This window comes from Arenibacter sp. S6351L (assembly GCF_023016025.1).
GTDB lineage: Bacteria > Bacteroidota > Bacteroidia > Flavobacteriales > Flavobacteriaceae > Arenibacter > Arenibacter algicola_B.
In genome coordinates this window covers 51507-72571 of sequence record NZ_JALKBB010000013.1, presented here as the reverse complement: position 1 = coordinate 72571, position 21065 = coordinate 51507, and the positions used below count along the sequence as shown (strand labels likewise).

Below are 21065 nucleotides of genomic sequence, written 5' to 3'. Positions count from 1 at the left end.
ACTTAGGTATACGAACAACAAGGTATGTTCTTACTTCCCCTTTTAACCTTAATTCTTTAGAAAATGCAAAGAAATAGCTTTATCGTAGCGCTATCTGCGCTGACTACATTGCCTTTGTTATCTTTTTCGTCCATAGAAGATGTTATTGGAAGAAAAGTCAAAGGCTTTAAGGTTAAGGCTGGCGAAGGCAGAATACACGGGCACATAACCTTGAAAGGAGTAAACTCCAATATTTTGGATGTCAAAATATCCGGTAGTGATACCGATAAGGACCTGGCCATTTTTGAACAAACCTCGCTTACACCAGGAAAAGGGACCCCTTTGCATGTACACCACTTCCAAGATGAAATGTTTTATGTCCTAGAGGGTAGCTACTACTTTAAGGTTGGGGAAGAAACTTTTGATCTAAATGTTGGGGACAGCATATTTTTGCCCAAAAAAGTGCCACATGCTTGGACCCAAGTCTCGGAAAGAGGTAAAATGCTTGTCATCTTTCAACCCGCTGGCAAAATGGAGAATTTTTTTGTAGCCGTATCCCAATTAGACCACGAACCCAGTCCCAAAGAAATGGAACATTTATTTGCGGATAATGAAATGAAGATAGTTGGACCACCCCTTAAAATTAAATGACCAACCTATCTGGGCATTTGGAAAAAATTAAAATGCCTGGTTCTTGGCCCGTATGCTCGTAAACCTACACATACTCAAAATTATAATTTTAGCGCTAAAATAATATGGTATTTGCCATAAGTATAATGATTAATATCATATTAGATCACCTTCATAATTACTTCCTTTGGGATTGCAATTAGAACACCTATGCGTGGTCTGTAATCCAAAAAATGAAAGTAGCGGTTTTTAATACACATAAATTTGAGAAGGAATATTTAATCAAGGCCAATGCAAATAGACATAATTTAAAATTATTGGATTCCTATCTTACCCTAGATACTACAGTTTTGGCCGAAGATTGTGAAGGTATTTGCATCTTCACACAGGACAACGGCTCTGCTCCTGTTTTGGACAAGCTCCATGAAATGGGGGTTAAATATATTGCATTACGATCAGCTGGATATAACAACGTAGATATAGCCCATGCTAAATCCTTAGGTCTGAGGGTTGTCCGGGTACCGGACTATTCCCCCAATGCCATCGCCGAATTTACTGTAGCCATAATCTTGGCCTTGAACCGTAAATTGATACGAAGCCATTACCGCATTATGGAAATGAATTTTTCGCTAGACGGCTTGGTAGGCTTTGATATGCACGGAAAAACCGTGGGAATTATCGGTACCGGAAAAATTGGAAGAATCGTAGCTAAAATTCTACATGGTTTTGGATGTCATATTCTGGCTTACGATGCCATGAAAGACCAAAGCCTGGTAGAAGAATGCAAGGCCACCTATACCGATTTGGATACCTTGTGCAGCCAATCCGATATTATTTCCTTACATGTCCCTTTGATGGAACAAACACATTATCTAATAAACGAAGCCCAGATTGCCAAAATGAAAAAGGGGGTAATGCTAATCAATACCGGTAGAGGGGGATTGGTAAATACCCAAGATGTTATTAACGGCCTTAAATCCCAACAAATTGGCTATTATGGAATGGATGTTTATGAAGAGGAAGAAGGCTTATTTTTTGAAGACCATTCCGAAGATATACTTCAGGACGATATGATAGCGCGTTTAATGACCCTCAGAAATGTAATGATTACCAGCCACCAGGCTTTTTTAACAGATACCGCCCTAGGCAATATTGCACAAACCACCTTTGAAAATCTGGATTGCCTGGAGCAAGGCCTTCCTTGTAAAAATGAAGTCCTTTAAATTAATGATAAATGGGAAAATTGATTCTTATAAGACATGGACAAAGTCTTTGGAACTTGGAAAACATCTTCACAGGTTGGACCAATATTGACCTTTCACCACAAGGAAAGGAGGAAGCTAAAAATGCTGGCGAAATCATTAAACGCAATAAAATAAACATCGATATATGTTTTGCTTCCTATCTTAAAAGGGCCATACGCACGGCCTGGATCGTTTTGGACAATTGTGAACAAATGCATGTAGATACCTACTATCATTGGAAACTAAACGAAAGGCACTACGGTGATTGGCAGGGTAAAAATAAGGACGAGACCTTAAAAGAGGTGGGCGAAAAAAAATATTGGGCCATAAGGCGCGGATATTATGAGTCTCCTCCGAAATTGGGTCCCAACAACAAACTACATCCTAAATTCGACCCGAACTACAAAAATGTAGACCCGGCAGTCTTGCCATCGGGGGAATCGCTAGGGGACAGCTCAAAAAGAGTCGTCAATTATTATTTCGAAGCAATAGTTCCCAATTTGGTACAAGGTAAGACGGTCATGATTTCGGCACATGGTAATTCCCTACGTGCCCTAATTGGCTACATTTGTAATATTCCTTCTATAGATATAGCCGGTTTAGAAGTACCCACTGGCGTACCACATATATATGAATTTGACGGCAACCAAAATTTAATGGAACATCACAAATTAGAATAACACCATTTAAGTCGAATAAATGGGAAAACATAAAATTCAATCAACATGCTCAAAAAAATAGTAACACTTACCTTAAATCCTGTAATAGATAAAAGTGTCTCGGTAGCAGGTATCAGCCCCAATACCAAACTACGCTGTACCTCACCAACTTACGATGCGGGAGGTGGCGGTATCAATGTATCACGCGCCCTTAAAAAATTGGGAAAGGAATCACTCTGCATGTATCTGGCAGGCGGACCTACCGGGGAACATTTACATCAAATATTGGACAAGGCAGGTATTGATCAATTGGTAGTGCCCATTAAAGGATGGACAAGGGACAATCTTGCGGTTACCGATACCACAACCAACTTACAATACCGCTTTGGAGTACCAGGACCACAGGTTGCAAAGAAAGAGTGGGAAACCCTACTGACAAAATTGGAAAAGAATCTGGAAGAAGGAGATTACTTGGTAGCCAGCGGTAAATTACCTCCGGGAATGCCGGATGATTTCTACGTTCTGGTGGCCGAAATAGCCAAAAGTAAAAAAGTGCACTTTATTTTGGACACTTCCGGGGAGGCATTGGCTAAGGCTACCAAATCCAGAGTATTTATGCTAAAGCCCAACCTAGGGGAACTAAGCACTTTGTGTGGTGTTACATCAATTTCAGCTATGGAATTGGAACCCCTTGCCAAAAAGTTTTTGAAGGAACATGATTGTGAGATACTTGTCGTATCCTTGGGTCCGAAAGGAGCCCTATTGGCCACCAAGGATCTCATAGAACATATACCAGCGCCCACAGTGCTGCAAAAAAGCACCATAGGGGCAGGTGATAGTATGGTGGCAGGTATGGTAGTTAGTTTGCTTAAAGGCAAATCCTATAGCGAAATGGCAAAATACGGGGTAGCTTGTGGTACTGCGGCTACCATGCATGAAGGTACCCAATTGTGCAACAAGGATGACGCCGATAATTTGTACAAATGGATCCTAGGACAAAAAAACACTTGAAAGTAAACCTTGGATTACTTAATTTGATTCAGAATAAATAACAGGAATAGAACATAACCATTTTATAAAAGATAGACTTTATGGACAATATTCAAAGATTTTCATTACCCGCCATCCATGAAGGGGAGATTCCCTTAGCTTTTATGAATACCAACATATCCCGGGATAAGGGAGTAATTTTGGCCGCCGATGTTGGAGGCACTAAAACAAATTTGGCCCTTTTTCAAATCCAGGACGGAGACATGGTTCCTTTGAAGGAAAAATCATATCCCACTAAAAAATATAAATCTTTTTTGGAGATGGTATCTAACTTCCATACGGACGACATGCCTAGGATAAATGGAATATGTCTAGGTGTTGCCGGACCCGTAATTCGGGGCAAGGTATATGGCACTAATTTTCCTTGGGCAATTGACAGCGAAGAAATTAGTAGGGAACTTCATATACGTTCTGTTTCATTGATCAACGATATGGAGGCCAATGCCTACGGACTGGCAGCGCTCCAAGAAAAAGACTTCGAAACACTTAAGTCCGGAACAAATATACCTGGCAATGCCGCACTTATATCTCCCGGTACGGGACTTGGGGAAGCAGGAATGTTCTGGGACGGATCGCACTACCACCCCTTTGCCTGTGAGGGTGGCCATTGCGATTTTAGTCCTCGTAATGAATTGGACATAGAAATTCTGCAACACTTCCAAAAAAAATATGAACATGTCAGCTGGGAAAGGTTGTTGTCAGGTCCCGGAATCATGGAACTATATGTATTCTTGAGGCAAATAAGTGGCATAAAGGAGCCACAATGGCTGAGTAATCAAATGTCCAAAGGCAATCCTTCTGCTATAATTACCGGGACGGCAATGGAAGGAAAAGATTCCGTTTGTGTTGAAACCTTGGATATTTTTATTAGGTTCTTGGCTATAGAAGCGTCACAGCTTGCCCTAAAATTCAAGGCTACGGGTGGTATTTATATAGGTGGGGGCATCTTACCAAAAATAATAACAGGTATTAAAAGGGACGTATTCTACAACAACTTTGTACAATCGGGGCGGTTAAACGCACTCTTGGAAATGATACCGGTAAAGGTAATCCTTAATGAAAAAACGGCGCTTCTTGGGGCCGCTTATTACGGCGCTATGGCTCTGCAAGGGGATTAAAATGTGATGCTTTGCAGTTATCAAAATACAAGTAATGCATACTTCTATAGCATCAATCTAAAATTCCTTGCCTAAACCCCATTAACAAACAAGGGATATCCCTAGAAAAATAGGGTTTTATGGTTGTGTTCATTAAAGCTCATCAATATTATCTCGCCCTTATCCTCCATTTTTTTTACTAGATCCCTATGGAACCATTTTTTTAAAAATCCTTTCTTTTCCCTTTCCAGCATCACTACCATATCCGCATTTACGACCCCAAGATAGATTCTGAGGGTATCAAATACATCTTCCGAAAACAATAGTTCGAACTCAATTTCTGAATAATCTACCTTGGATTTGAGCATCTCCTTGAACCACTCCATTAATAAGTCTCCCGCATATTCCTCGTTCGTTGAAATATGCACTACCTTAATCTTTGCTTTTAAAGGTTTGGCAATTTCCGTAAGTTTTTGGATGGCATGTATATCTTCCTCCTCAAAATCGGTGGCATAGACCATGGTATCCATATTTCTAGGCAATATATCATTGGGAATTGCAATTACGGGACAAGGTGCTTTCTCTATGAGTTTCTTGGTGGTACTGCCCATGATCATTTCCTCAAGACCACTTGCTCCTTTAGTACCCACCACAATCAGTTGGGCGTGATACTCTTCTGCCTTTGATATAATTCCTTTGATTACCGAACTGTTCTGTACAGGCTCCAATTGTATTTTGGGATTGTCCCACTTGCTTCCAAGGTGTTCTGTGCAGAATTTTTCCAGCTGGGCACGGTGAATTTTAAACGGATTTCCTTCAAGGACAGGCCGGTCATCCTGTCCCTCAACACCCAAAACAGTAGGTAAATTAAATGTGTGGGTGACCACCAGTCGAGTTCCCAGATCCTGACTTAAATTATAGGCCAACTGCAAAGCAGAGACCGAGTTTTTAGAATAATCCGTGGCATAAAGCAATGTTTTCATTTTATGATGTATTGTAATTTATCAGCAAAACTTGCAAGCAACAGATCCGATTGGAGTACATCCTAAGATACTTGCTATTTTAAGAAGTTAAATTGTTAATGGAATAAATTTGATTGGTTAAAATTAGAACCTAATGTCGTATCCATAAATGACTTCTATCATATATGGTAATCTTTCTATGCCCGAACTTCGCAACTGGAAAAAGAATCGTTTATATAAATTCAAAGAATATTAATAGTTCATGAGCAAAGCCATATACCTTGCCACTACAGAGCCCAATAGCGGAAAATCTATCGTATCCTTGGGCATGATGCAGTTATTATTGGGGAAAACCGCGAAAGTGGGTTATTTCCGGCCCATTATCGATGACTTTGAAAAGGGCAGGATCGATGACCATATAGATACTGTACTAAAGCATTTTGAAGTAGACCAGAAATTTAAGGATTCCTATGCCTATACCCGTAGCCAAGTGGTACAACTTAAAAATATGGACAAGGATGACGAAATTATAAGTAATATCATCAATAAGTACAAGGCCATTGAGGATAGGTTCGATATTGTAGTGGTGGAAGGAACAGATTTTTCTGGGGAGGGCGCCATCATAGAATGGGACATTAATGTACTTATTGCCAAAAATTTGGGGATTCCGGCCATTATTATAGCCAACGGAATGGGCAAATCCCTTCAAGAATTGGTCGGAAATATATACATGGCCTATGACTCTTTTAGGGAAAAGGGCGTTGAAGTTCTACTGACCGTTGCCAATAAAGTACAACCAGGGAATTTGGAACAGGCAATATCGGGTCTCAAGACAAAACTGCCAAAAAAAGTATTGATAGCCGCAATCCCCGTGAATCCTGTTTTGGGAAATCCGACCGTAAAGGAAATTGCACAGGCCCTATCGGCCAAGGTTTTGTTCGGAGAAGATTTTATAAACAATCAGGCCGGTGAATTTAGCGTGGGTGCCATGCAGCTCCGCAATTACATCACCCATTTAAAAAAGGATAGCTTGGTCATTACCCCTGGTGATAGGGCCGATATTATTTTAGGGGCTTTACAGGCCAATATCTCCAGTAATTACCCCAATCTATCTGGTATTGTCCTAACAGGCGGTCTATTACCAGAGGATTCCATTATTAAACTTATTGAGGGCCTTTCCGATATTATACCTATCATCTCGGTTGCGGATGGCACCTTTTCGGTAACCAACCGCATTGGAACTATTAAACCCAGGATCTATCCCGAGAACAAGGAAAAAATAACTACCTCTATACAGGAATTTGAAAAATATGTCCCCACAAATGAATTGGCTGAGCGACTTATTACCTTTAATGCTGAGGGAATTACCCCTAGAATGTTCCAATACAATCTTCTTAAACGGGCAAAATCGGCCAAGAAGCATATAGTACTCCCGGAAGGAAACGATGAACGCATTCTAAAGGCTACTAAAAAACTTCTGGACACCAATGCCGTTACCATTACATTGTTGGGGGACAAGGAGCAAATAATGGCGAAAATTTCAGAATTGGATATCGATTTGGATTCCAGTGGCTTCGATATTATAGATCCCACATCATCCCCCAATTTCATGGATTATGCCACTACGCTATACGAACTGAGAAAAGAAAAAAATGTTAATCTTGCCATGGCAAAAGATCTTATGGAAGATGTTTCCTACTTTGGAACTATGATGGTCTATAAAGGCCATGCCGACGGAATGGTTTCCGGAGCGGCACATACCACACAACATACCATAAGACCGGCTTTACAATTTATCAAGACCAAACCGGAGGTCTCCATTGTGTCCTCCGTGTTCTTTATGTGCCTCCCCAACCGTGTCACCATATTTGGGGACTGCGCTATCAATCCAAATCCCACCGCTGAACAATTGGCGGAAATTGCCATTTCTTCTGCGGCCACCAGCCAAGCGTTCGGCATTGAACCAAAAATTGCCATGTTATCCTATTCATCAGGGGCTTCGGGAGTGGGCGAAGACGTGGATAGAGTGCGTAAAGCCACAGAAATTATAAAAAGAAAACGACCCGGTTTAAAAGTAGAAGGCCCCATTCAGTACGATGCTGCTGTAGACATAAATGTAGGCAAGAGCAAATTGCCGGATTCGGAAGTGGCGGGACAGGCCAGTGTATTCATTTTTCCAGATCTAAATACCGGAAACAATACTTATAAGGCCGTTCAAAGGGAAACGGGTGCCCTGGCCATTGGCCCCATGTTACAAGGTCTGAACAAACCTGTTAACGACCTTAGCCGTGGCTGTACCGTGGAGGATATCTATAACACTGTAGTCATCACCGCTATACAGGCACAAGGCCTATAATTTGAATCCAATAAAACAAAAGCTATGAACATACTGATCATAAACGCAGGTAGTTCTTCCATTAAATATCAATTGATTCAAATGCCTTCGGAGCTTATAATCGGTAAGGGATTGATAGAACGCATCGGCTCAGAAAATGCCACAGTGAAGTATAAAACCAACTCAGTGGATACCGAAGAGGTGATGCTGATTCCAAACCATAGTGCCGGATTCAAGAAAATGGCCACACTCCTGATGGATCCTGACCAAGGTGTTATTGCGAATGTCAATGATATCTCTATTGTAGCCCATAGGGTAGTACATGGTGGAAACACCTTTTCCGATACTACCGTGATTACACAAGAGGTTAAAGATAAAATAAGGGAACTTTCAGTATTGGCCCCTTTACACAACCCACATAATTTGGAAGGCATTATATTGGCAGAGGAAGCTTTTCCTACTGCCAAACAAATTGCCGTTTTTGATACCGCTTTTCACCAGACCATGCCAGTGAAGGCCAAGAAATACGCTTTGCCCAATGAATTATATACAGATCATCGTATCCAAGCCTTTGGTTTTCATGGTACCAGTCACAAATACGTGTCCGAGAAGGCAATTTCCTTATTAAAATTAAAATCTTCCAAGATAATTACCATACATCTGGGCCATGGGTGCAGTATCACTGCCGTAAGGGAAGGAAAAAGTGTTGATCATTCCATGGGGTTTACCCCTGCCAACGGACTTATCATGGGCTCTAGAAGTGGGGACATAGATCACTCCCTTATCTTTTATTTGGTAAATAATTTGGGCTATGGTCTGGAAGAAGTCAATGCTTTACTCTCCAAAAAAAGTGGGATGCTAGGGCTTACAGGCCATAGGGATTTAAGGGACATTGAAGCCAAAGCCAAAACAGGAAATAAAGAATGTATCTTGGCCTTGGAAATGAATGCCTACCGCATAAAAAAATATATAGGGGCCTATACAGCAGCCATGGACGGCTTGGATGCCGTGGTCTTTACCGCCGGCATCGGAGAAAATTCCAGTACCCTTAGGAGCCTTGTATGCACGGATATGGATTATCTTGGCATAACATTGGACCCTGCCAAAAATGAATCAAAATCTTCCAACATAAGGGAAATTGGCAGTACCGAGGCCAAAGTTAAAATCTTGGTAGTACCTACCAATGAAGAACTGGAAATTGCGAAACAGGCCTTCGGTCTATCCTAGAACCAATAATTATGGTATAGATTTTTAGTCAACGTTGGGAGAAATCAAATTTTCCATGATGACCGATGACTAGTATAGTCAAACAAAATTACCGTTTGTCACAAGCCAGGTTTACTCCTTTTTTGCCTTACATGTTTTTATTCCAAAAGGAAGGTACAACGGACAAAAGCCCATAAAGCTGGTAAGGAAAAAGATAATGGCCAAAACCACCAATACAATTCCCAACACCCCGGAAATAGTACCGTTATAATAAAGAGCGATCAATGCCGCCGCTATCACAAAACGCAAGGTTCTGTCCAAATTACCCATATTTTTCTTCATGATTATAAATTTAAGTTATAGAACTTTTAAAAACCCCACAAGGCACTTTCAATGCCATTGTTAAGGAATATTTTTATATGTAAACATCAATCTGTGAAAAGCATCCTTTTGCACTTCATTCCTAACGATTCATGCAACTTTCCGCTTTTTCCAATTTTTTAACTTGATAAATCAAAGTAAATGGATATGTATTCCTATTCAAATGATATATGTCATTTCAGGGACCAATACCTTTAAATAATTTTGTAGTACGCCAAGTATTATAGTACTTAAAGCAAATTATCATGGAAAAACAAATCATATATAACTCAAATCTGCATTTTGAACACGAAATTTGGAGGCGGGAACTCTTCTTTTGGCAGGATGAACTCATCATTTTCAATAACAGGCTTAGTGAGCTGGTTACTAGGTGGACCAAAAAAGAGGTATTAAATCAATTGGACTACTTTCAGAACGAATTTATCCTACATGGTGGAGTAATCGAGGATTTATTGGAAGAAATGGAAATCCATGAATCCCGCATGGCCGATCAAGATTTGTTGTCACATGATGCCATGGATACCATGATGGTAAAAAAACACATGGAGTTCCGAAAAAAAATGGAAATACAGGAAGAGATCTATACAGCTCTTAAAAGGGAATTCTTTCGTTTTTTGACCAAGCACCTATAAATCATATGTTTGGTATAAAATTTCCACAAAAACAAAATCTTAAAAGATACAACGCCCTATTTGTAGTACTTACCAAATATGGGTTTGAGGATGTAATGGCCAGTAGCAAGGCAAGAAAATTTATCCCTAAAAATTACCTTTTAAAACACCCTGATAAAGCAAAGAAATTATCAGAATCCACTTTTGAACGCATCCGCATGGTGCTAGAAGAATTGGGCCCTTCCTATGTAAAGATGGGGCAAATTATGAGCAACCGTGACGACATGTTGCCCCCAGACCTGGTGAAAGAACTAGAAAAACTACAGGACCATGCTCCTTCCCTACAGAATTTTGACGTAGAAAAAGTTTTGTCGCAAGAACTGGATATTGACTGTTCCCAACATTTCCTTTCCATAGACCCCAAACCTATGGCGGCAGCCTCTTTGGCCCAAGTTCATAAAGCTCAGCTCTCCAATGGGGATTGGGTAGTATTAAAAATACAGCGCCCCAATATAGCCGAAGTCATTGCGTCTGACATTTCCATTATGAAAGAAGTTGCGGAAGCAATGGAAAAATATAGTTCACAGGTAAAAGCCTTTCAACCTGTAAAATTGGTGGAATCCTTTGAAAAAAGCATTAACGAAGAACTTAGTTTTCATAGGGAAATGGACAATATGGAACATTTCGCCAAGAATTTCAAGGACAACGAGGCTATCTATGTCCCCCATCTATATCGCGAGCTTAGCAACGACCATATCATATGTATGGAGTGGATAGACGGAATCAAGGTTTCCGAGCTGAATAAATTAAAGGAAAGCAATATTGATTCCAGCGCCGTAGCCAAAGTTGGGGTAGATCTATATTTGGAACAGGTTTTGGAACACGGCTTTTTTCACGCGGACCCACACCCCGGAAATCTATTTGTGTTACCCGAGATCCAAAAAATCTGTTTCATAGATTTTGGCATGATGGGTACCATTATGCCCAATGACAAGGAGGCACTCATAGAACTGCTGCTTTCTTTTTTAAAAAAGGACGTAAGGAAAATCATCTCCGTCCTAAAAAAAATAGCCTTAAAAACCGAGATTCCCGACGAAAAAAAGTTGGAGTACGATTTGTACGAATTGATTGAAGGCATAAGCAATACCTCTATCCGTAACATTAAGTTGGGGACCACCTTGAAACAATTTAAAAATGTGCTTTATGAAAATAAGATTACCATACCGCATTACTTGTATATTCTAATACGCGCTTTGGTAATAATTGAGGGTGTAGGACTAAAATTGGATCCAGAATTCAACATAACGGATAATCTAGAACCATACATGGCCAAGATAACCCGTAAAAGGTTTGGCCTAAAACGACTTTTTCAAAAGAACCTAAATAGATTTCAAGATTACAATGCGCTGCTGGATAAATTGCCGACAGACATTAATGAAATAGTAGATAAGATCAAAGATGGGAAATTGGTCATTGTGCATGAGCACAAAGGCTTGAACGAGTTTAGAAAGTCTCTAAAAACTGCCTTTAACCGTTTGGTCTATGCGGTTATTATTGCAGCCCTCTCCATTGGCTCTGCCCTTTTAGTAATGGCCGATATGCCTCCAAAGATTAGCGGAATACCCGTATTGGGCGCAATAGGTTTTAGTCTTTCCGCCATTATTGGACTGGTTATTCTAATCTCAATTTATAGAAATAAGGAAGAGTAAATCTTAGTCTATTGCTATGAATAGTTGATAACAGATTGGGCAAAACTTTAGGTGTTCATTTTATAAAAATAGTTCGGAATCATTATCTTTATTCCGAATTGTATTTTTCATAGCATTGTCCAAAATAATATCCTAACAATGAGAATAATTTCATGGAATGTCAACGGAATTAGGGCCGTTGCAAAAAAAGATTTTTTCGAATCCATAAATAAAATGGCACCTGATATTCTATGTCTTCAAGAGACCAAGGCCCAGGACCATGAGGTTGAGGAGACCCTTTCGGCAATGGAACATTATACCATGCATTACAATTCGGCAGATAAGAAAGGATATTCCGGTACTGCACTTATCAGCAAAATAGAACCTATTGCCGTAACCAAAGATATGCAGGTATCGGAACACGATAGCGAAGGTAGAATACTGTGTGCGGAGTATAATGATTTTTACTTGGTAAATGTCTACGTGCCCAATTCCGGACAACAATTGGATCGTTTGGACTATCGTGAAAAATGGGATGCCGATTTTCTGAACTACCTTAAAAACCTTGAAAAGACAAAACCTGTAATTGCTTGTGGGGATTTTAACGTAGCCCATAGGGCAATAGACCTTAAGAACGATAAAAGCAACTATAACAAAACTGCAGGATACACCCAAATTGAAATTGATGGCATGGACAATTTTATTGAAGCCGGTTTTGTGGATTCGTTCAGGCATTTTCATCCAGATACCATAGCATATACCTATTGGAGCTATCGTTTCAAGTCCAGGGAAAGAAACACGGGCTGGAGAATAGATTATTTCTTGGTAAGCAAGTCTCTGGTAGATCGCATAAAGTCTGTAGATATCCTATCGGATTATTTTGGTTCCGACCACTGCCCTATCTCCTTGGAAATAGAATTCTAGAAAGACCCGTAGTGCCCTATATATTCCTGTAGGACACTAATTTGAAAATCCCCAACCACCCTAAGTTCGGCATCCGCGTTCATAAGTACCAATCCATATGCCAAATGCGATAGCTTACAGTCGCTTACAACCTGTTTTTGGATTCCAGTAAAAACCGGCCTAAAATGTTGGTCTATATCCAGACCGGCAGATTTGCCAACCGTCATGGCCTTGATGACAGCCTCGGTAATTTGTTTTGGTGATAATCCTTGATCCAACAAATCGCTGGCTAGATGCTTTAATCGAAGACTGTAGTAGAAATCCATAAAATGGGCTATACTATCTACAGTCTTATTATCCGTGTTATAAATAGAGATTTCCATAAATTTTGTTCCTAACAGATTAGACAGTGATATTGGGCAAGCTATTGGTCATAATTTCTTGGCATACCCAAAAACCATTTTTTTAAATTCCATAAAGTCTTTGGTAAACAAATCCATTTGGTCCCTGATATTTGCATGTTTTTCCCTGAAATCCTGATCGGATAGTCCCTTCTCTCCCTTTATTAAACGGGACAATAGACTTTCATGGGCTACAATATCTTCGGCCAAATAATCAAATAAGGTTTCGTGAATCTTATCCAGATATTGTAGCATCTGTCCGTATTCAGAAGCTTTTACCTGTTCCTTATCCAGCAAATCCGTAAAGAACCTGGCTTCGTCCTTCCAAAAGGCAATGATGTTCAACCATTCCCTACTTTCCTTATGTAACGCATCAAGCCCTTCACCCAACAATATTTCTTTTTTTGACTTTGGTCCAGTGCTCATAGTTCTATAAATTAAAATTCCTTGTTATTAGTCCAAATATCTTTTGATGAAACTGGTCCTTAGACTATTTCTTGCAGTCTTCAATATCGATTCTATTTCCTGAACGGTACTATTGTGTATTTTGGAAATTTCCGATATATCAAATTGATGTTCCGTAAATAGTTCAAATACCCTTCGCATTTGCTCGGGCATATGATATAAGACCATTTCTGAGTGTTTTCTAATGTTCTCCGCTCCCAATTCCTTATCCAATTGGAGTATCACTTTTTGATCGTCATCGCCAACAAAAATATGGTTTAGCACATAGTCGTCCTTGGCATAGGAAATATCGTCCAATTCTTCGTTCATAATTAAATCCCCATCTCCATCCGTAGTAAATTTTTCCTGCATGCTATCCCATTCAGGTTTGGAGTAGGTATCTATATTTTCAAGGAACAAGGCATCATACTCTTCATCCACAAAGATAGTCTCCAGCAATTCATCCACTTTCTTGAACATCCATGGATGCAGCTCATTTTTATTATTAATCTCATCCAAATGGTCATATACCTCTATAAAAAGCTGATCAATAATATCATCCGCTTTATACCTGTTCCTATCAATTTTACCCTTTACCACGGCACGGTTGAGATTTTTTTGGACATATCGCCTTACTTCGGGCATGGCCTTTAGCAATAACTGATTGAATGCCTTAAGGTCTCCTTCCTTTTTTAACCGTCGTAAATTAGAAAAGGAATTGGCTACAAACACATGAAATTCCCTTTGACTTTGAAATATATTGACTGACTCTTTCATACTTTATATAATTATATTTTAAATAGTTGTACTTCAAAAATGCCAACTTCCTTCTTCTAAAAAAATGATTTTAATCATCTATCCCGAATCGATCCAGATAAATAAATTTTGATAGTAATCCTAGACGTTCACTAGTGCTTAAATTAATTTGTCCAACTTTTCTTCTATCAGCTGAATTTGCGGCAAAGTGTGGCGCACCAAAAGAATTAAGTGTCCTTTTTTTAGTGCCTTGAGATAAAAATTAACCTTATCCTCCGTTATGCCCAATCCCCTTAAAATTCCATACGGTCCGGCCGACATAGATCCCAGTGGTCTCCCCGATATATCAAATAAAAATTGGGAGGCCAAGGCACCAGCAATAAAGAGAGTCCCAAACTCTGTATGGGGAAATACGCCAAAATTTACCTTTTCTTTTAAAACCCTGTTCCAATAAGCATTCCAGTCCGATTCTTGAAGTAAATCCTTTTTGCCATTGGCAACAAGGTTGTTTCCAAGTTTTCCCAGGACAGATATTTGCGGCCTTTCCATATCTTCCTCAAGAATAATTTCAATGGCCTTACGCAACATCTTTAGATGCTCATAATCCCTCAAAATAAAATTATACACCGCTTTATTTACCCTAGTATTCATTTGATAAAGAATGATGAAATGGCTAGGTTGGTATATTCGTCCAACCCTAATTTAAGAACTAATGCCTGTAAATGATATGATTTATATCATTTCCAAAGCATTTTAATAGACTTATTTTTGAGTATCATTTTAAAATATGTAATAATCAAAAAAATCAGTAATCATGACAAACAACGACGGAAATATTCTTTTAGCTTTATTGACAGGTGCTGCCATAGGTGCAGGAATTGGAATCTTGTATGCGCCGGATAAGGGCACAGAGACTAGGCACAAAATAAAGCAAAAGGTGGGGGAGACCACGCACGACTTATCAGAAAGAATCTCCCATGCCAAGGAAGAACTTACCAAAACTGCCAATGAGAAAAAAGATGCCTTTGACCGTAAGTTGGATGAAGCTATCTCCACTATGAGCTACAAGGCAGATGACATTATTGCTACCTTGGAGCGCAAATTGGAAGACTTAAAAAAGAAAAACGCCCAATTTCAAAAATAAGGTAATATGGCCTTGGAAGAACTTAAGAGAGACCTTACAGAGGCAGAAGCCGATGTAAGGTCTTATCTAGAAAATAGCGAGGAATATGCCAAGCTGAAAATATTTAAGGTACTTATGGAGCTTGTAACCGTATTTGCCCAAACCCTTTTAATTGGGGCCTTGGCCCTACTTGCCTTGGTTTTGATATCTTGGGCCGCATCCAATGCCCTGAATGAAGCATTGGAAAGTGCCTACCTTGGTTATTTGCTCATAGGTACGGGCTATGTACTAATAGCCATCATTTGTTATTTTCTAAGGAATAGGCTCAATAGGCCATTACTGCGTACATTTTCCAAACATTATTTTGATTAAGACCATGGGGAAACAATACAACTCTTTTAAAGAAATTGATGAAAGACTAATGGTCTTAAAGCTACAGCGCAAAATTGAAATTGAAAGTCTTAAACTCAATATCAATCAGGCAAAGGCAAATCTAAGACCTCTGCAATTGGCGGGGAGCCTTAAGGGTAGCCTTCAGCAAATGCTGTTGATCTATGCCATAAGAAAATTAAAGTCCATTTTTAATAGAAGGTAGCCACAAAGCGCGTCAAGCTTTTGCCCAATGTCCACCTCAAAAATCCGCTACCTCCCTGAGTCCCTTTTCATTTAAAATAATGATCCTTCTTCCGTGGTCGGTGGCAATAAGGCCTTCGTCCTTAAAATCGGATAGGGTTCGAATAGCTGTTTCAGTAGCGGTACCGATCATACCGGCAAAATCCTCCCTTGGAATTCCTATTCCGCCCATGGGTTTGTCCTGTATAACATGTTTATCATAAAGTTCCAAAAGGGCCTTTGCCGCCCTTTGCCTTACCGAGGCAAAAGCCATATCCACCAATTGCTCCTGTAGGTGCATTAAATTATTGGATATCATTCCTATGAATTTCTGTGAAACGGCAGAGTTACCATAGATTAATTTGGTAAAATCCTTCCTAGGTATGGCGCACATTTCGGCATCCTCCAAAACAGTGGCATTTTCAACATAAACTTTATCGGAATTCAATAAAGATATTTGTCCAACAAAATCTCCCGGACCATATATTCCGGTTACAAATTCCTTTCCGGATTCCGTACTCTTGTAGGTCTTTACACTGCCCTTTTCTATAAAATACAAGGATTTTGCGTTATCGCCTTCCCAAAAAACAATATCCTTTTTATGATACGTTTTAAGGGGATAATCCTTGGGTAGACTTTTCAAATCGTGGTATTGGGAAGCCTCGTCCAGAAATTTATTGAGGCCTTCCAAGTTTTTGGCAATCTCTTTTTTTAGAAAGTCGCTCTTTCGTAAACGGGAGGATATGGCTTCGAGTAATTCCTTTTCCTCAAAAGGTTTCGTCAGATAATCGTCGGCCCCCAAATTCATTCCCAACCTCACCTCTGCCCTATCGGTTTTTGCCGTTAGAAATATAAAGGGTATGCTGGAGGTGGCACTATTTTTACCCAACAGTTCCAAGACTCCATAGCCGTCCAGTTCTGGCATCATAATATCACATATGATTACGTCTGGCTTAAATTTTTCTGCAAGTTCTACCCCTATTTTTCCATTCTCGGCAGTAGCTACATCGTAATTGGCCAATTCCAATATGTCCGCTGTATTTTCCCTTACATCCTTGTTATCCTCAATTAATAGAATTTTTTTCATTTTCGTATATATTTACCGGAAGCATTAAACTGAAGGTGCTACCCACTCCTAATTCACTGTTAAAGCTAACACCACCGCTTAAAAGCTCCGTATACTGTTTCACAATATGAAGTCCAAGACCTGTGCCCTGAATATTGGTGGCGTTCTCTGCACGAAAAAAGCGGTTAAAAAGATTTTTTTGCTCCTCTTTGGGTATCCCAATGCCTTTGTCCTTAATATTTATGGATAAGTCTTTACCATTAACCTTAATTTCAATGATGATCTCCTTTTGCTCCTCCGAATATTTTATGGCATTGGAGAGAAGATTTATAAGGATATGATTCAATAGTTTCGGATCCAGATAAACCGATATTGAAGGTTGGGAATGCTTTAATACAATGTCCTGGCCTTCTTTTTTGTTCGGCTCCAATTCATCGATTAACATTTTAACAAACTGTATTAACTCAAAAGACTTTGGTTTTACCTGCACTTTGCCCTCTTCCAATTTGCTCAAGGACAGAAAATCATTAAGAATAACAACTAGATCCTTTACATTATTTCTAATTCTGGAAACGTGCTTCATCCTCCTATCTTCCTTACCGGGTTCATTTTGTTTTCCTATTAGGATTGCAGAAGATAGAATGGCACTTAGTGGGGTTCTGAATTCATGGGAGGCCATCGAAATAAAACGGGATTTCAGCTCATTTAATTCCTTTTCCACCTTGAGTGTCTTTTCCAATTTATGCTGAACCTCTTTCTGCTCGGTAACATTGTTGTAAACGAACAAGGCCCACTTTATTTCCTTTTCATCGGAATAGAGCGGTGTGGAATTTACCGCATAACACTGATTTTGAAAATCCACTTCAAATGAAATATTGCTCCCCCTTAATGTTTTTCGAATATCGGATTTAATTTTATTGATCTGCCATTTTGAAAAAACCGGGATATGATCAATGGGTATTCCTTCAAAATCTGACTTATTAATATTGATCCGGTCCATTTCCTCCCCTTCCACATAAACCAGTTCATAATCGGAATTAAAGACCATAATTACCCCATTGGGAAAATTGTGCGCTATCGCGGTAAACAATGCCCTACTCAGCTTGGCCTTCCTTTCCGCTCTTTGTGTCTCTACCAACTGATCTTCCAGGCTTAAACTGGTAGACACCAATTTTTGCACTGTGGATTGAACCTCCCTAGTACGTTCTTCAACGGTATTCTCTAAATGAAGGGCATATTCCTCCAATTTTTTCTTGGCATCCTGAATTTCTGTTACATCGTTCAGAACCCCTATAAAATGGGTTAATTTTTCGTTTTTATCATATAGAGGGGTAATGAACAGATCGTTCCAAAAGAGGGCGCCATCCTTTCTATAATTTCTTACCAACACCCTACAAGGCGTTCCCTCCTTCACGGCTCGGGCCAATTGGGCAATTCCAAGCTGATCACGATCGTCGTTCTGTAAAAATCTACAGTTTTTGCCCGTCACTTCTTCAGTCCCATATCCGGTAATATCTGTAAAAGACTTGTTGCAATAAATTATAGGCTGATCAGGAAGTTTGGCATCCACAATAATGATACCGTTCCCGACAGCTTCCAAGGCCCTATTTCTAATATTCAAGGTATTCTGTAAGAATGTAGTTTCGGTAATATCCAAGCCCGAGCTTACCACCCCAATAATTTCATTATTTCCATTCCTCAAGGTAGCATTGCTCCATTGAATTAGTCGCTCTTCCCCACCTTTGGCAACTATATGGTTTTCGTGAATATTGGGCACTTCCAACTTCTCCTGGAAAATGTCTTCAAAGAGTTCTGTTATTCGCTTTTTATCCCTGGCCGGTATAAAATTTCCAAACCAATTTTTATTCAAAATAGCATCTTGTTCCAATCCCAAAATTTCACAGGTCCTTTTATTGACAAGTTCAACAGTATGGTCCTTATTGATTACTAAAAACATTGTAGGAGAAGAATCCATATATTGACGGAGCAATTTTTTCTCCTTGTCCAGGGCCATTTCTATTTCCTTCCCCTTTGTTATATCCTGCATAAAACCTTCCAAACCGCAGACATTTCCCTGCTCGTCCATTACGCAGGAAACCTGTTCCCATATCCATTTTATTTGCTTGTTTGCAGTAGCGATCCTATAAGTGAGTTGATACTGTTTCTTATCCGCCATTCCCTTCTCCACCTCAAGCAAAATCCTGGACAAATCTTCAGGATGAATTAAGATATCCCAACTTATATCCGGGCTATCATAAAATTGTGCCGGAGAATATCCAGTTATGTTTAAGCAGGCTTCACTGATAAATTCAATGTTCCAAGGTCTATCAGTTTTAGAGCGATATACAATTCCGGACACATTGGAAATCAACGTTCTAAACTTTCTATCACTTTCAAATACTGAAATATCGGCCGGTTTACAATAAATGACTTTTAGGTTCTGAGATTTTACTACAGTTGGGACGATCCTGATATCGATTGGAAATTTTACGCCATTCCTGTCCCGGCCATAGAACTGATTGGGGCCCACGACAACCTTATTCATCTCTGCACCAACAGCATTTAGCTTCCAATCAGGAATAATAAATTGGATATCCCGCTGTACCAACTCCCCTTCAACATATCCGAACATCTTTTGGGCAGACATGTTGGCAATGAGAATAGATCCATGTTGATCCACCACAAATAATCCAGCTAAGGAAGATTCAAAAATGGATTGAAAGAGATCGCTATTTGTTAACTGTTCATTCATTGTACTTTTGCTGTTCTTTACTAATTGGTCCTGACGAAACCAAAAGGAAGTGCTGCTAAGTTGTTTCGTTACATATCTACTGCCAATTGAAGCCTATGTTCCGGTAATATGGCACTCAGTTACACAAATGTATTGTGCACTACATCCGAAAGAAATGATATCGGTCATAACCCCTACCTAGATTGTAAAAACCTGACAATGGTCATATGCGTATTTCTTTAGATGGAATAATTTTGATTCAAATTCTAAATAAAAGGTTTATGACAACAGGGTTGGTCCTTTCTGGTGGCGGTATACGGGGTGTTGCCCATATTGGGGCCATAAAGGCGTTGGAGGAATACGGTATTTACCCTTCACATATTGCAGGCACTAGTGCAGGAGCCATAGTTGGTGCCTTGTACGCTTCTGGCTGTACTTGGGAGCAAATGTTGGATTTTTTTAAGACTACAGAGATTTTTAGTTTTAATAAGTATGCCATGGGAAAACCTGGCTTCCTAGATACAGAAAAATTTCATGATCAATTAAAGGCCTACATACCCCATGACACCTTCGAATCTTTGGAAAAGCAACTTTATGTAACAGCTACCAATTTGCTTGATGGTACGCTAAATGTCTTTAATCAGGGCGAACTTATAAAACCCGTTTTGGCATCAGCAGCTGTTCCCGGACTATTTGCGCCAGTACAAATCGACAAAGGTTATTACGTAGATGGTGGCACCTTGAATAATTTTCCGGTAGACCTAATAAAAAAATACTGTGATCGGATTGTGGGAGTTTATGTAAATCCGTTCAATCATGTAAGCATCAAAGAACTGAATCATGTAAACAAGGTTTTGGAAAGGGCATATCATGTAATGGTAGCCAATGAAACGACCAAAAAATTTATAGACTGTGATCTATTGATCCGTCCTTCCAACATGGATCGTTATAGTATGTTCACTTTGAAAAATTTAGACATTATCTTGGATTTGGGCTATAATGCCACCATAAAAGCACTGGACAATAGTCCCCTGGCCTCCGAATTATTATCTGCGGCAGAATTGGAAGCTATGAACGGTTTTTCAATGTAAGCTTTAAATCCATCGTATTGGAACTCAAGGATTCCCCTTTATTTTTATGTACATTTATGCAAGACAGAAAAAAATTCGAAGTATTATTATTTTGTC

22 protein-coding genes are annotated in these 21065 nt (G+C 39.5%); 14 read left to right on the top strand and 8 right to left on the bottom strand.

The genetic code is table 11. From position 1 onward, the window contains the following. Positions 1–63 precede the first annotated feature (63 nt). The 5 genes from MWU82_RS12300 (at position 64) to glk (ending at position 4680) form a co-directional block, all read left to right on the top strand. A complete protein-coding gene (locus tag MWU82_RS12300; protein WP_111624656.1) occupies positions 64–630 on the top strand; it encodes a cupin domain-containing protein in 567 nt (188 codons plus the stop codon). Positions 631–842: 212 nt separating this feature from the next. Continuing rightward, a complete protein-coding gene (locus MWU82_RS12295) occupies positions 843–1832 on the top strand; it encodes a 2-hydroxyacid dehydrogenase (RefSeq protein ID WP_111624657.1) in 990 nt (329 codons plus the stop codon). 11 nt (positions 1833–1843) lie between these two features. Continuing rightward, positions 1844–2533, top strand: coding sequence for a 2,3-bisphosphoglycerate-dependent phosphoglycerate mutase (locus tag MWU82_RS12290; protein ID WP_247096591.1), 690 nt, complete (start codon positions 1844–1846; stop codon positions 2531–2533). A 45-nt stretch (positions 2534–2578) separates the two neighbouring features. Further along, positions 2579–3523 carry a 1-phosphofructokinase family hexose kinase gene (locus MWU82_RS12285; protein WP_247096589.1) on the top strand — a complete coding sequence of 315 codons (945 nt, stop codon included), beginning with the start codon at positions 2579–2581 and terminating at the stop codon, positions 3521–3523. An 80-nt stretch (positions 3524–3603) separates the two neighbouring features. Continuing rightward, complete coding sequence (gene glk / locus MWU82_RS12280; protein WP_247096588.1) at positions 3604–4680, top strand: glucokinase; 1077 nt, start codon at positions 3604–3606, stop codon at positions 4678–4680. A gap of 101 nt (positions 4681–4781) precedes the next feature. On the opposite strand, the gene MWU82_RS12275 is transcribed toward glk, so the two are convergent. Beyond that, on the bottom strand, positions 4782–5642 hold the full coding sequence (locus MWU82_RS12275) for a universal stress protein (RefSeq protein WP_247096586.1): 861 nt from the start codon (positions 5640–5642) through the stop codon (positions 4782–4784). A gap of 241 nt (positions 5643–5883) precedes the next feature. Between MWU82_RS12275 and pta the strand changes: the two genes are divergently transcribed. Both pta and MWU82_RS12265 read left to right on the top strand, forming a co-directional pair. Further along, positions 5884–7977 carry a phosphate acetyltransferase gene (gene pta, locus MWU82_RS12270; protein ID WP_247096585.1) on the top strand — a complete coding sequence of 698 codons (2094 nt, stop codon included), beginning with the start codon at positions 5884–5886 and terminating at the stop codon, positions 7975–7977. A 24-nt stretch (positions 7978–8001) separates the two neighbouring features. After that, entirely contained in the window at positions 8002–9183 is a 1182-nt protein-coding gene (locus MWU82_RS12265; RefSeq protein ID WP_247096584.1) for an acetate kinase, read from the top strand. 111 nt (positions 9184–9294) lie between these two features. On the opposite strand, the gene MWU82_RS12260 is transcribed toward MWU82_RS12265, so the two are convergent. Beyond that, a complete protein-coding gene (locus tag MWU82_RS12260; protein WP_031443584.1) occupies positions 9295–9504 on the bottom strand; it encodes a DUF2892 domain-containing protein in 210 nt (69 codons plus the stop codon). Positions 9505–9788: 284 nt separating this feature from the next. Here MWU82_RS12260 and MWU82_RS12255 point away from each other — a divergent pair, with 284 nt between their 5' ends. The 3 genes from MWU82_RS12255 to MWU82_RS12245 all read left to right on the top strand — a co-directional run bounded on the left by MWU82_RS12255 (position 9789) and on the right by MWU82_RS12245 (position 12766). Then, a complete protein-coding gene (locus MWU82_RS12255) occupies positions 9789–10175 on the top strand; it encodes a hypothetical protein (RefSeq protein WP_111624664.1) in 387 nt (128 codons plus the stop codon). A gap of 5 nt (positions 10176–10180) precedes the next feature. Beyond that, positions 10181–11863, top strand: a complete 1683-nt coding sequence (locus MWU82_RS12250) for an AarF/ABC1/UbiB kinase family protein (RefSeq protein WP_111624665.1) — start codon at positions 10181–10183, stop codon at positions 11861–11863. A gap of 138 nt (positions 11864–12001) precedes the next feature. After that, a complete protein-coding gene (locus MWU82_RS12245) occupies positions 12002–12766 on the top strand; it encodes an exodeoxyribonuclease III (protein WP_247096583.1) in 765 nt (254 codons plus the stop codon). On the opposite strand, the gene MWU82_RS12240 is transcribed toward MWU82_RS12245, so the two are convergent. From MWU82_RS12240 to MWU82_RS12225, 4 genes are all read right to left on the bottom strand, one after another. Next, positions 12763–13128 (bottom strand): hypothetical protein, encoded by a 366-nt coding sequence (locus MWU82_RS12240; RefSeq protein WP_072861876.1) that lies wholly within the window; start codon positions 13126–13128, stop codon positions 12763–12765. The genes MWU82_RS12245 and MWU82_RS12240 overlap by 4 nt on opposite strands. A gap of 48 nt (positions 13129–13176) precedes the next feature. Then, positions 13177–13572 (bottom strand): hypothetical protein, encoded by a 396-nt coding sequence (locus MWU82_RS12235; RefSeq protein ID WP_111624667.1) that lies wholly within the window; start codon positions 13570–13572, stop codon positions 13177–13179. A 27-nt stretch (positions 13573–13599) separates the two neighbouring features. Beyond that, on the bottom strand, positions 13600–14367 hold the full coding sequence (locus tag MWU82_RS12230) for a sigma-70 family RNA polymerase sigma factor (protein WP_247096582.1): 768 nt from the start codon (positions 14365–14367) through the stop codon (positions 13600–13602). A gap of 138 nt (positions 14368–14505) precedes the next feature. Continuing rightward, a complete protein-coding gene (locus MWU82_RS12225) occupies positions 14506–14997 on the bottom strand; it encodes a hypothetical protein (protein WP_111624669.1) in 492 nt (163 codons plus the stop codon). Between the two features lie 163 nt (positions 14998–15160). Here MWU82_RS12225 and MWU82_RS12220 point away from each other — a divergent pair, with 163 nt between their 5' ends. From MWU82_RS12220 to MWU82_RS12210, 3 genes are read left to right on the top strand one after another with little or no spacing between them, the layout of a single operon-like run. Continuing rightward, positions 15161–15490, top strand: a complete 330-nt coding sequence (locus tag MWU82_RS12220) for a YtxH domain-containing protein (RefSeq protein ID WP_072861880.1) — start codon at positions 15161–15163, stop codon at positions 15488–15490. A gap of 6 nt (positions 15491–15496) precedes the next feature. After that, on the top strand, positions 15497–15841 hold the full coding sequence (locus tag MWU82_RS12215; protein WP_111624670.1) for a hypothetical protein: 345 nt from the start codon (positions 15497–15499) through the stop codon (positions 15839–15841). Between the two features lie 4 nt (positions 15842–15845). Further along, positions 15846–16064, top strand: a complete 219-nt coding sequence (locus MWU82_RS12210; protein WP_072861882.1) for a DUF6327 family protein — start codon at positions 15846–15848, stop codon at positions 16062–16064. Positions 16065–16100: 36 nt separating this feature from the next. On the opposite strand, the gene MWU82_RS12205 is transcribed toward MWU82_RS12210, so the two are convergent. Beyond that, on the bottom strand, positions 16101–17168 hold the full coding sequence (locus MWU82_RS12205) for a response regulator (RefSeq protein WP_111624671.1): 1068 nt from the start codon (positions 17166–17168) through the stop codon (positions 16101–16103). Further along, complete coding sequence (locus MWU82_RS12200) at positions 17146–19899, bottom strand: PAS domain S-box protein (protein ID WP_247096581.1); 2754 nt, start codon at positions 19897–19899, stop codon at positions 17146–17148. Before MWU82_RS12200 ends, MWU82_RS12205 begins: the two co-directional genes overlap by 23 nt. Before the next feature lie 260 nt (positions 19900–20159). Here MWU82_RS12200 and MWU82_RS12195 point away from each other — a divergent pair, with 260 nt between their 5' ends. Then, entirely contained in the window at positions 20160–20969 is an 810-nt protein-coding gene (locus MWU82_RS12195; RefSeq protein WP_111624842.1) for a patatin-like phospholipase family protein, read from the top strand. Positions 20970–21065: the final 96 nt, after the last annotated feature.

Coding starts and splice junctions, on each gene's coding strand:
- MWU82_RS12300 (WP_111624656.1), top strand. CDS start 64: ATGCAAAGAAATAGCTTTATCGTAGCGCTATCTGCGCTGACTACATTG.
- MWU82_RS12210 (WP_072861882.1), top strand. CDS start 15,846: ATGGGGAAACAATACAACTCTTTTAAAGAAATTGATGAAAGACTAATG.
- MWU82_RS12205 (WP_111624671.1), bottom strand. CDS start 17,168: ATGAAAAAAATTCTATTAATTGAGGATAACAAGGATGTAAGGGAAAAT.
- MWU82_RS12195 (WP_111624842.1), top strand. CDS start 20,160: ATGACAACAGGGTTGGTCCTTTCTGGTGGCGGTATACGGGGTGTTGCC.
- MWU82_RS12290 (WP_247096591.1), top strand. CDS start 1,844: ATGGGAAAATTGATTCTTATAAGACATGGACAAAGTCTTTGGAACTTG.
- MWU82_RS12245 (WP_247096583.1), top strand. CDS start 12,002: ATGAGAATAATTTCATGGAATGTCAACGGAATTAGGGCCGTTGCAAAA.
- MWU82_RS12295 (WP_111624657.1), top strand. CDS start 843: ATGAAAGTAGCGGTTTTTAATACACATAAATTTGAGAAGGAATATTTA.
- MWU82_RS12285 (WP_247096589.1), top strand. CDS start 2,579: ATGCTCAAAAAAATAGTAACACTTACCTTAAATCCTGTAATAGATAAA.
- MWU82_RS12225 (WP_111624669.1), bottom strand. CDS start 14,997: ATGAATACTAGGGTAAATAAAGCGGTGTATAATTTTATTTTGAGGGAT.
- MWU82_RS12260 (WP_031443584.1), bottom strand. CDS start 9,504: ATGAAGAAAAATATGGGTAATTTGGACAGAACCTTGCGTTTTGTGATA.
- MWU82_RS12240 (WP_072861876.1), bottom strand. CDS start 13,128: ATGGAAATCTCTATTTATAACACGGATAATAAGACTGTAGATAGTATA.
- MWU82_RS12235 (WP_111624667.1), bottom strand. CDS start 13,572: ATGAGCACTGGACCAAAGTCAAAAAAAGAAATATTGTTGGGTGAAGGG.
- pta (WP_247096585.1), top strand. CDS start 5,884: ATGAGCAAAGCCATATACCTTGCCACTACAGAGCCCAATAGCGGAAAA.
- MWU82_RS12255 (WP_111624664.1), top strand. CDS start 9,789: ATGGAAAAACAAATCATATATAACTCAAATCTGCATTTTGAACACGAA.
- MWU82_RS12200 (WP_247096581.1), bottom strand. CDS start 19,899: ATGAATGAACAGTTAACAAATAGCGATCTCTTTCAATCCATTTTTGAA.
- MWU82_RS12265 (WP_247096584.1), top strand. CDS start 8,002: ATGAACATACTGATCATAAACGCAGGTAGTTCTTCCATTAAATATCAA.
- MWU82_RS12220 (WP_072861880.1), top strand. CDS start 15,161: ATGACAAACAACGACGGAAATATTCTTTTAGCTTTATTGACAGGTGCT.
- MWU82_RS12275 (WP_247096586.1), bottom strand. CDS start 5,642: ATGAAAACATTGCTTTATGCCACGGATTATTCTAAAAACTCGGTCTCT.
- MWU82_RS12230 (WP_247096582.1), bottom strand. CDS start 14,367: ATGAAAGAGTCAGTCAATATATTTCAAAGTCAAAGGGAATTTCATGTG.
- MWU82_RS12215 (WP_111624670.1), top strand. CDS start 15,497: ATGGCCTTGGAAGAACTTAAGAGAGACCTTACAGAGGCAGAAGCCGAT.
- glk (WP_247096588.1), top strand. CDS start 3,604: ATGGACAATATTCAAAGATTTTCATTACCCGCCATCCATGAAGGGGAG.
- MWU82_RS12250 (WP_111624665.1), top strand. CDS start 10,181: ATGTTTGGTATAAAATTTCCACAAAAACAAAATCTTAAAAGATACAAC.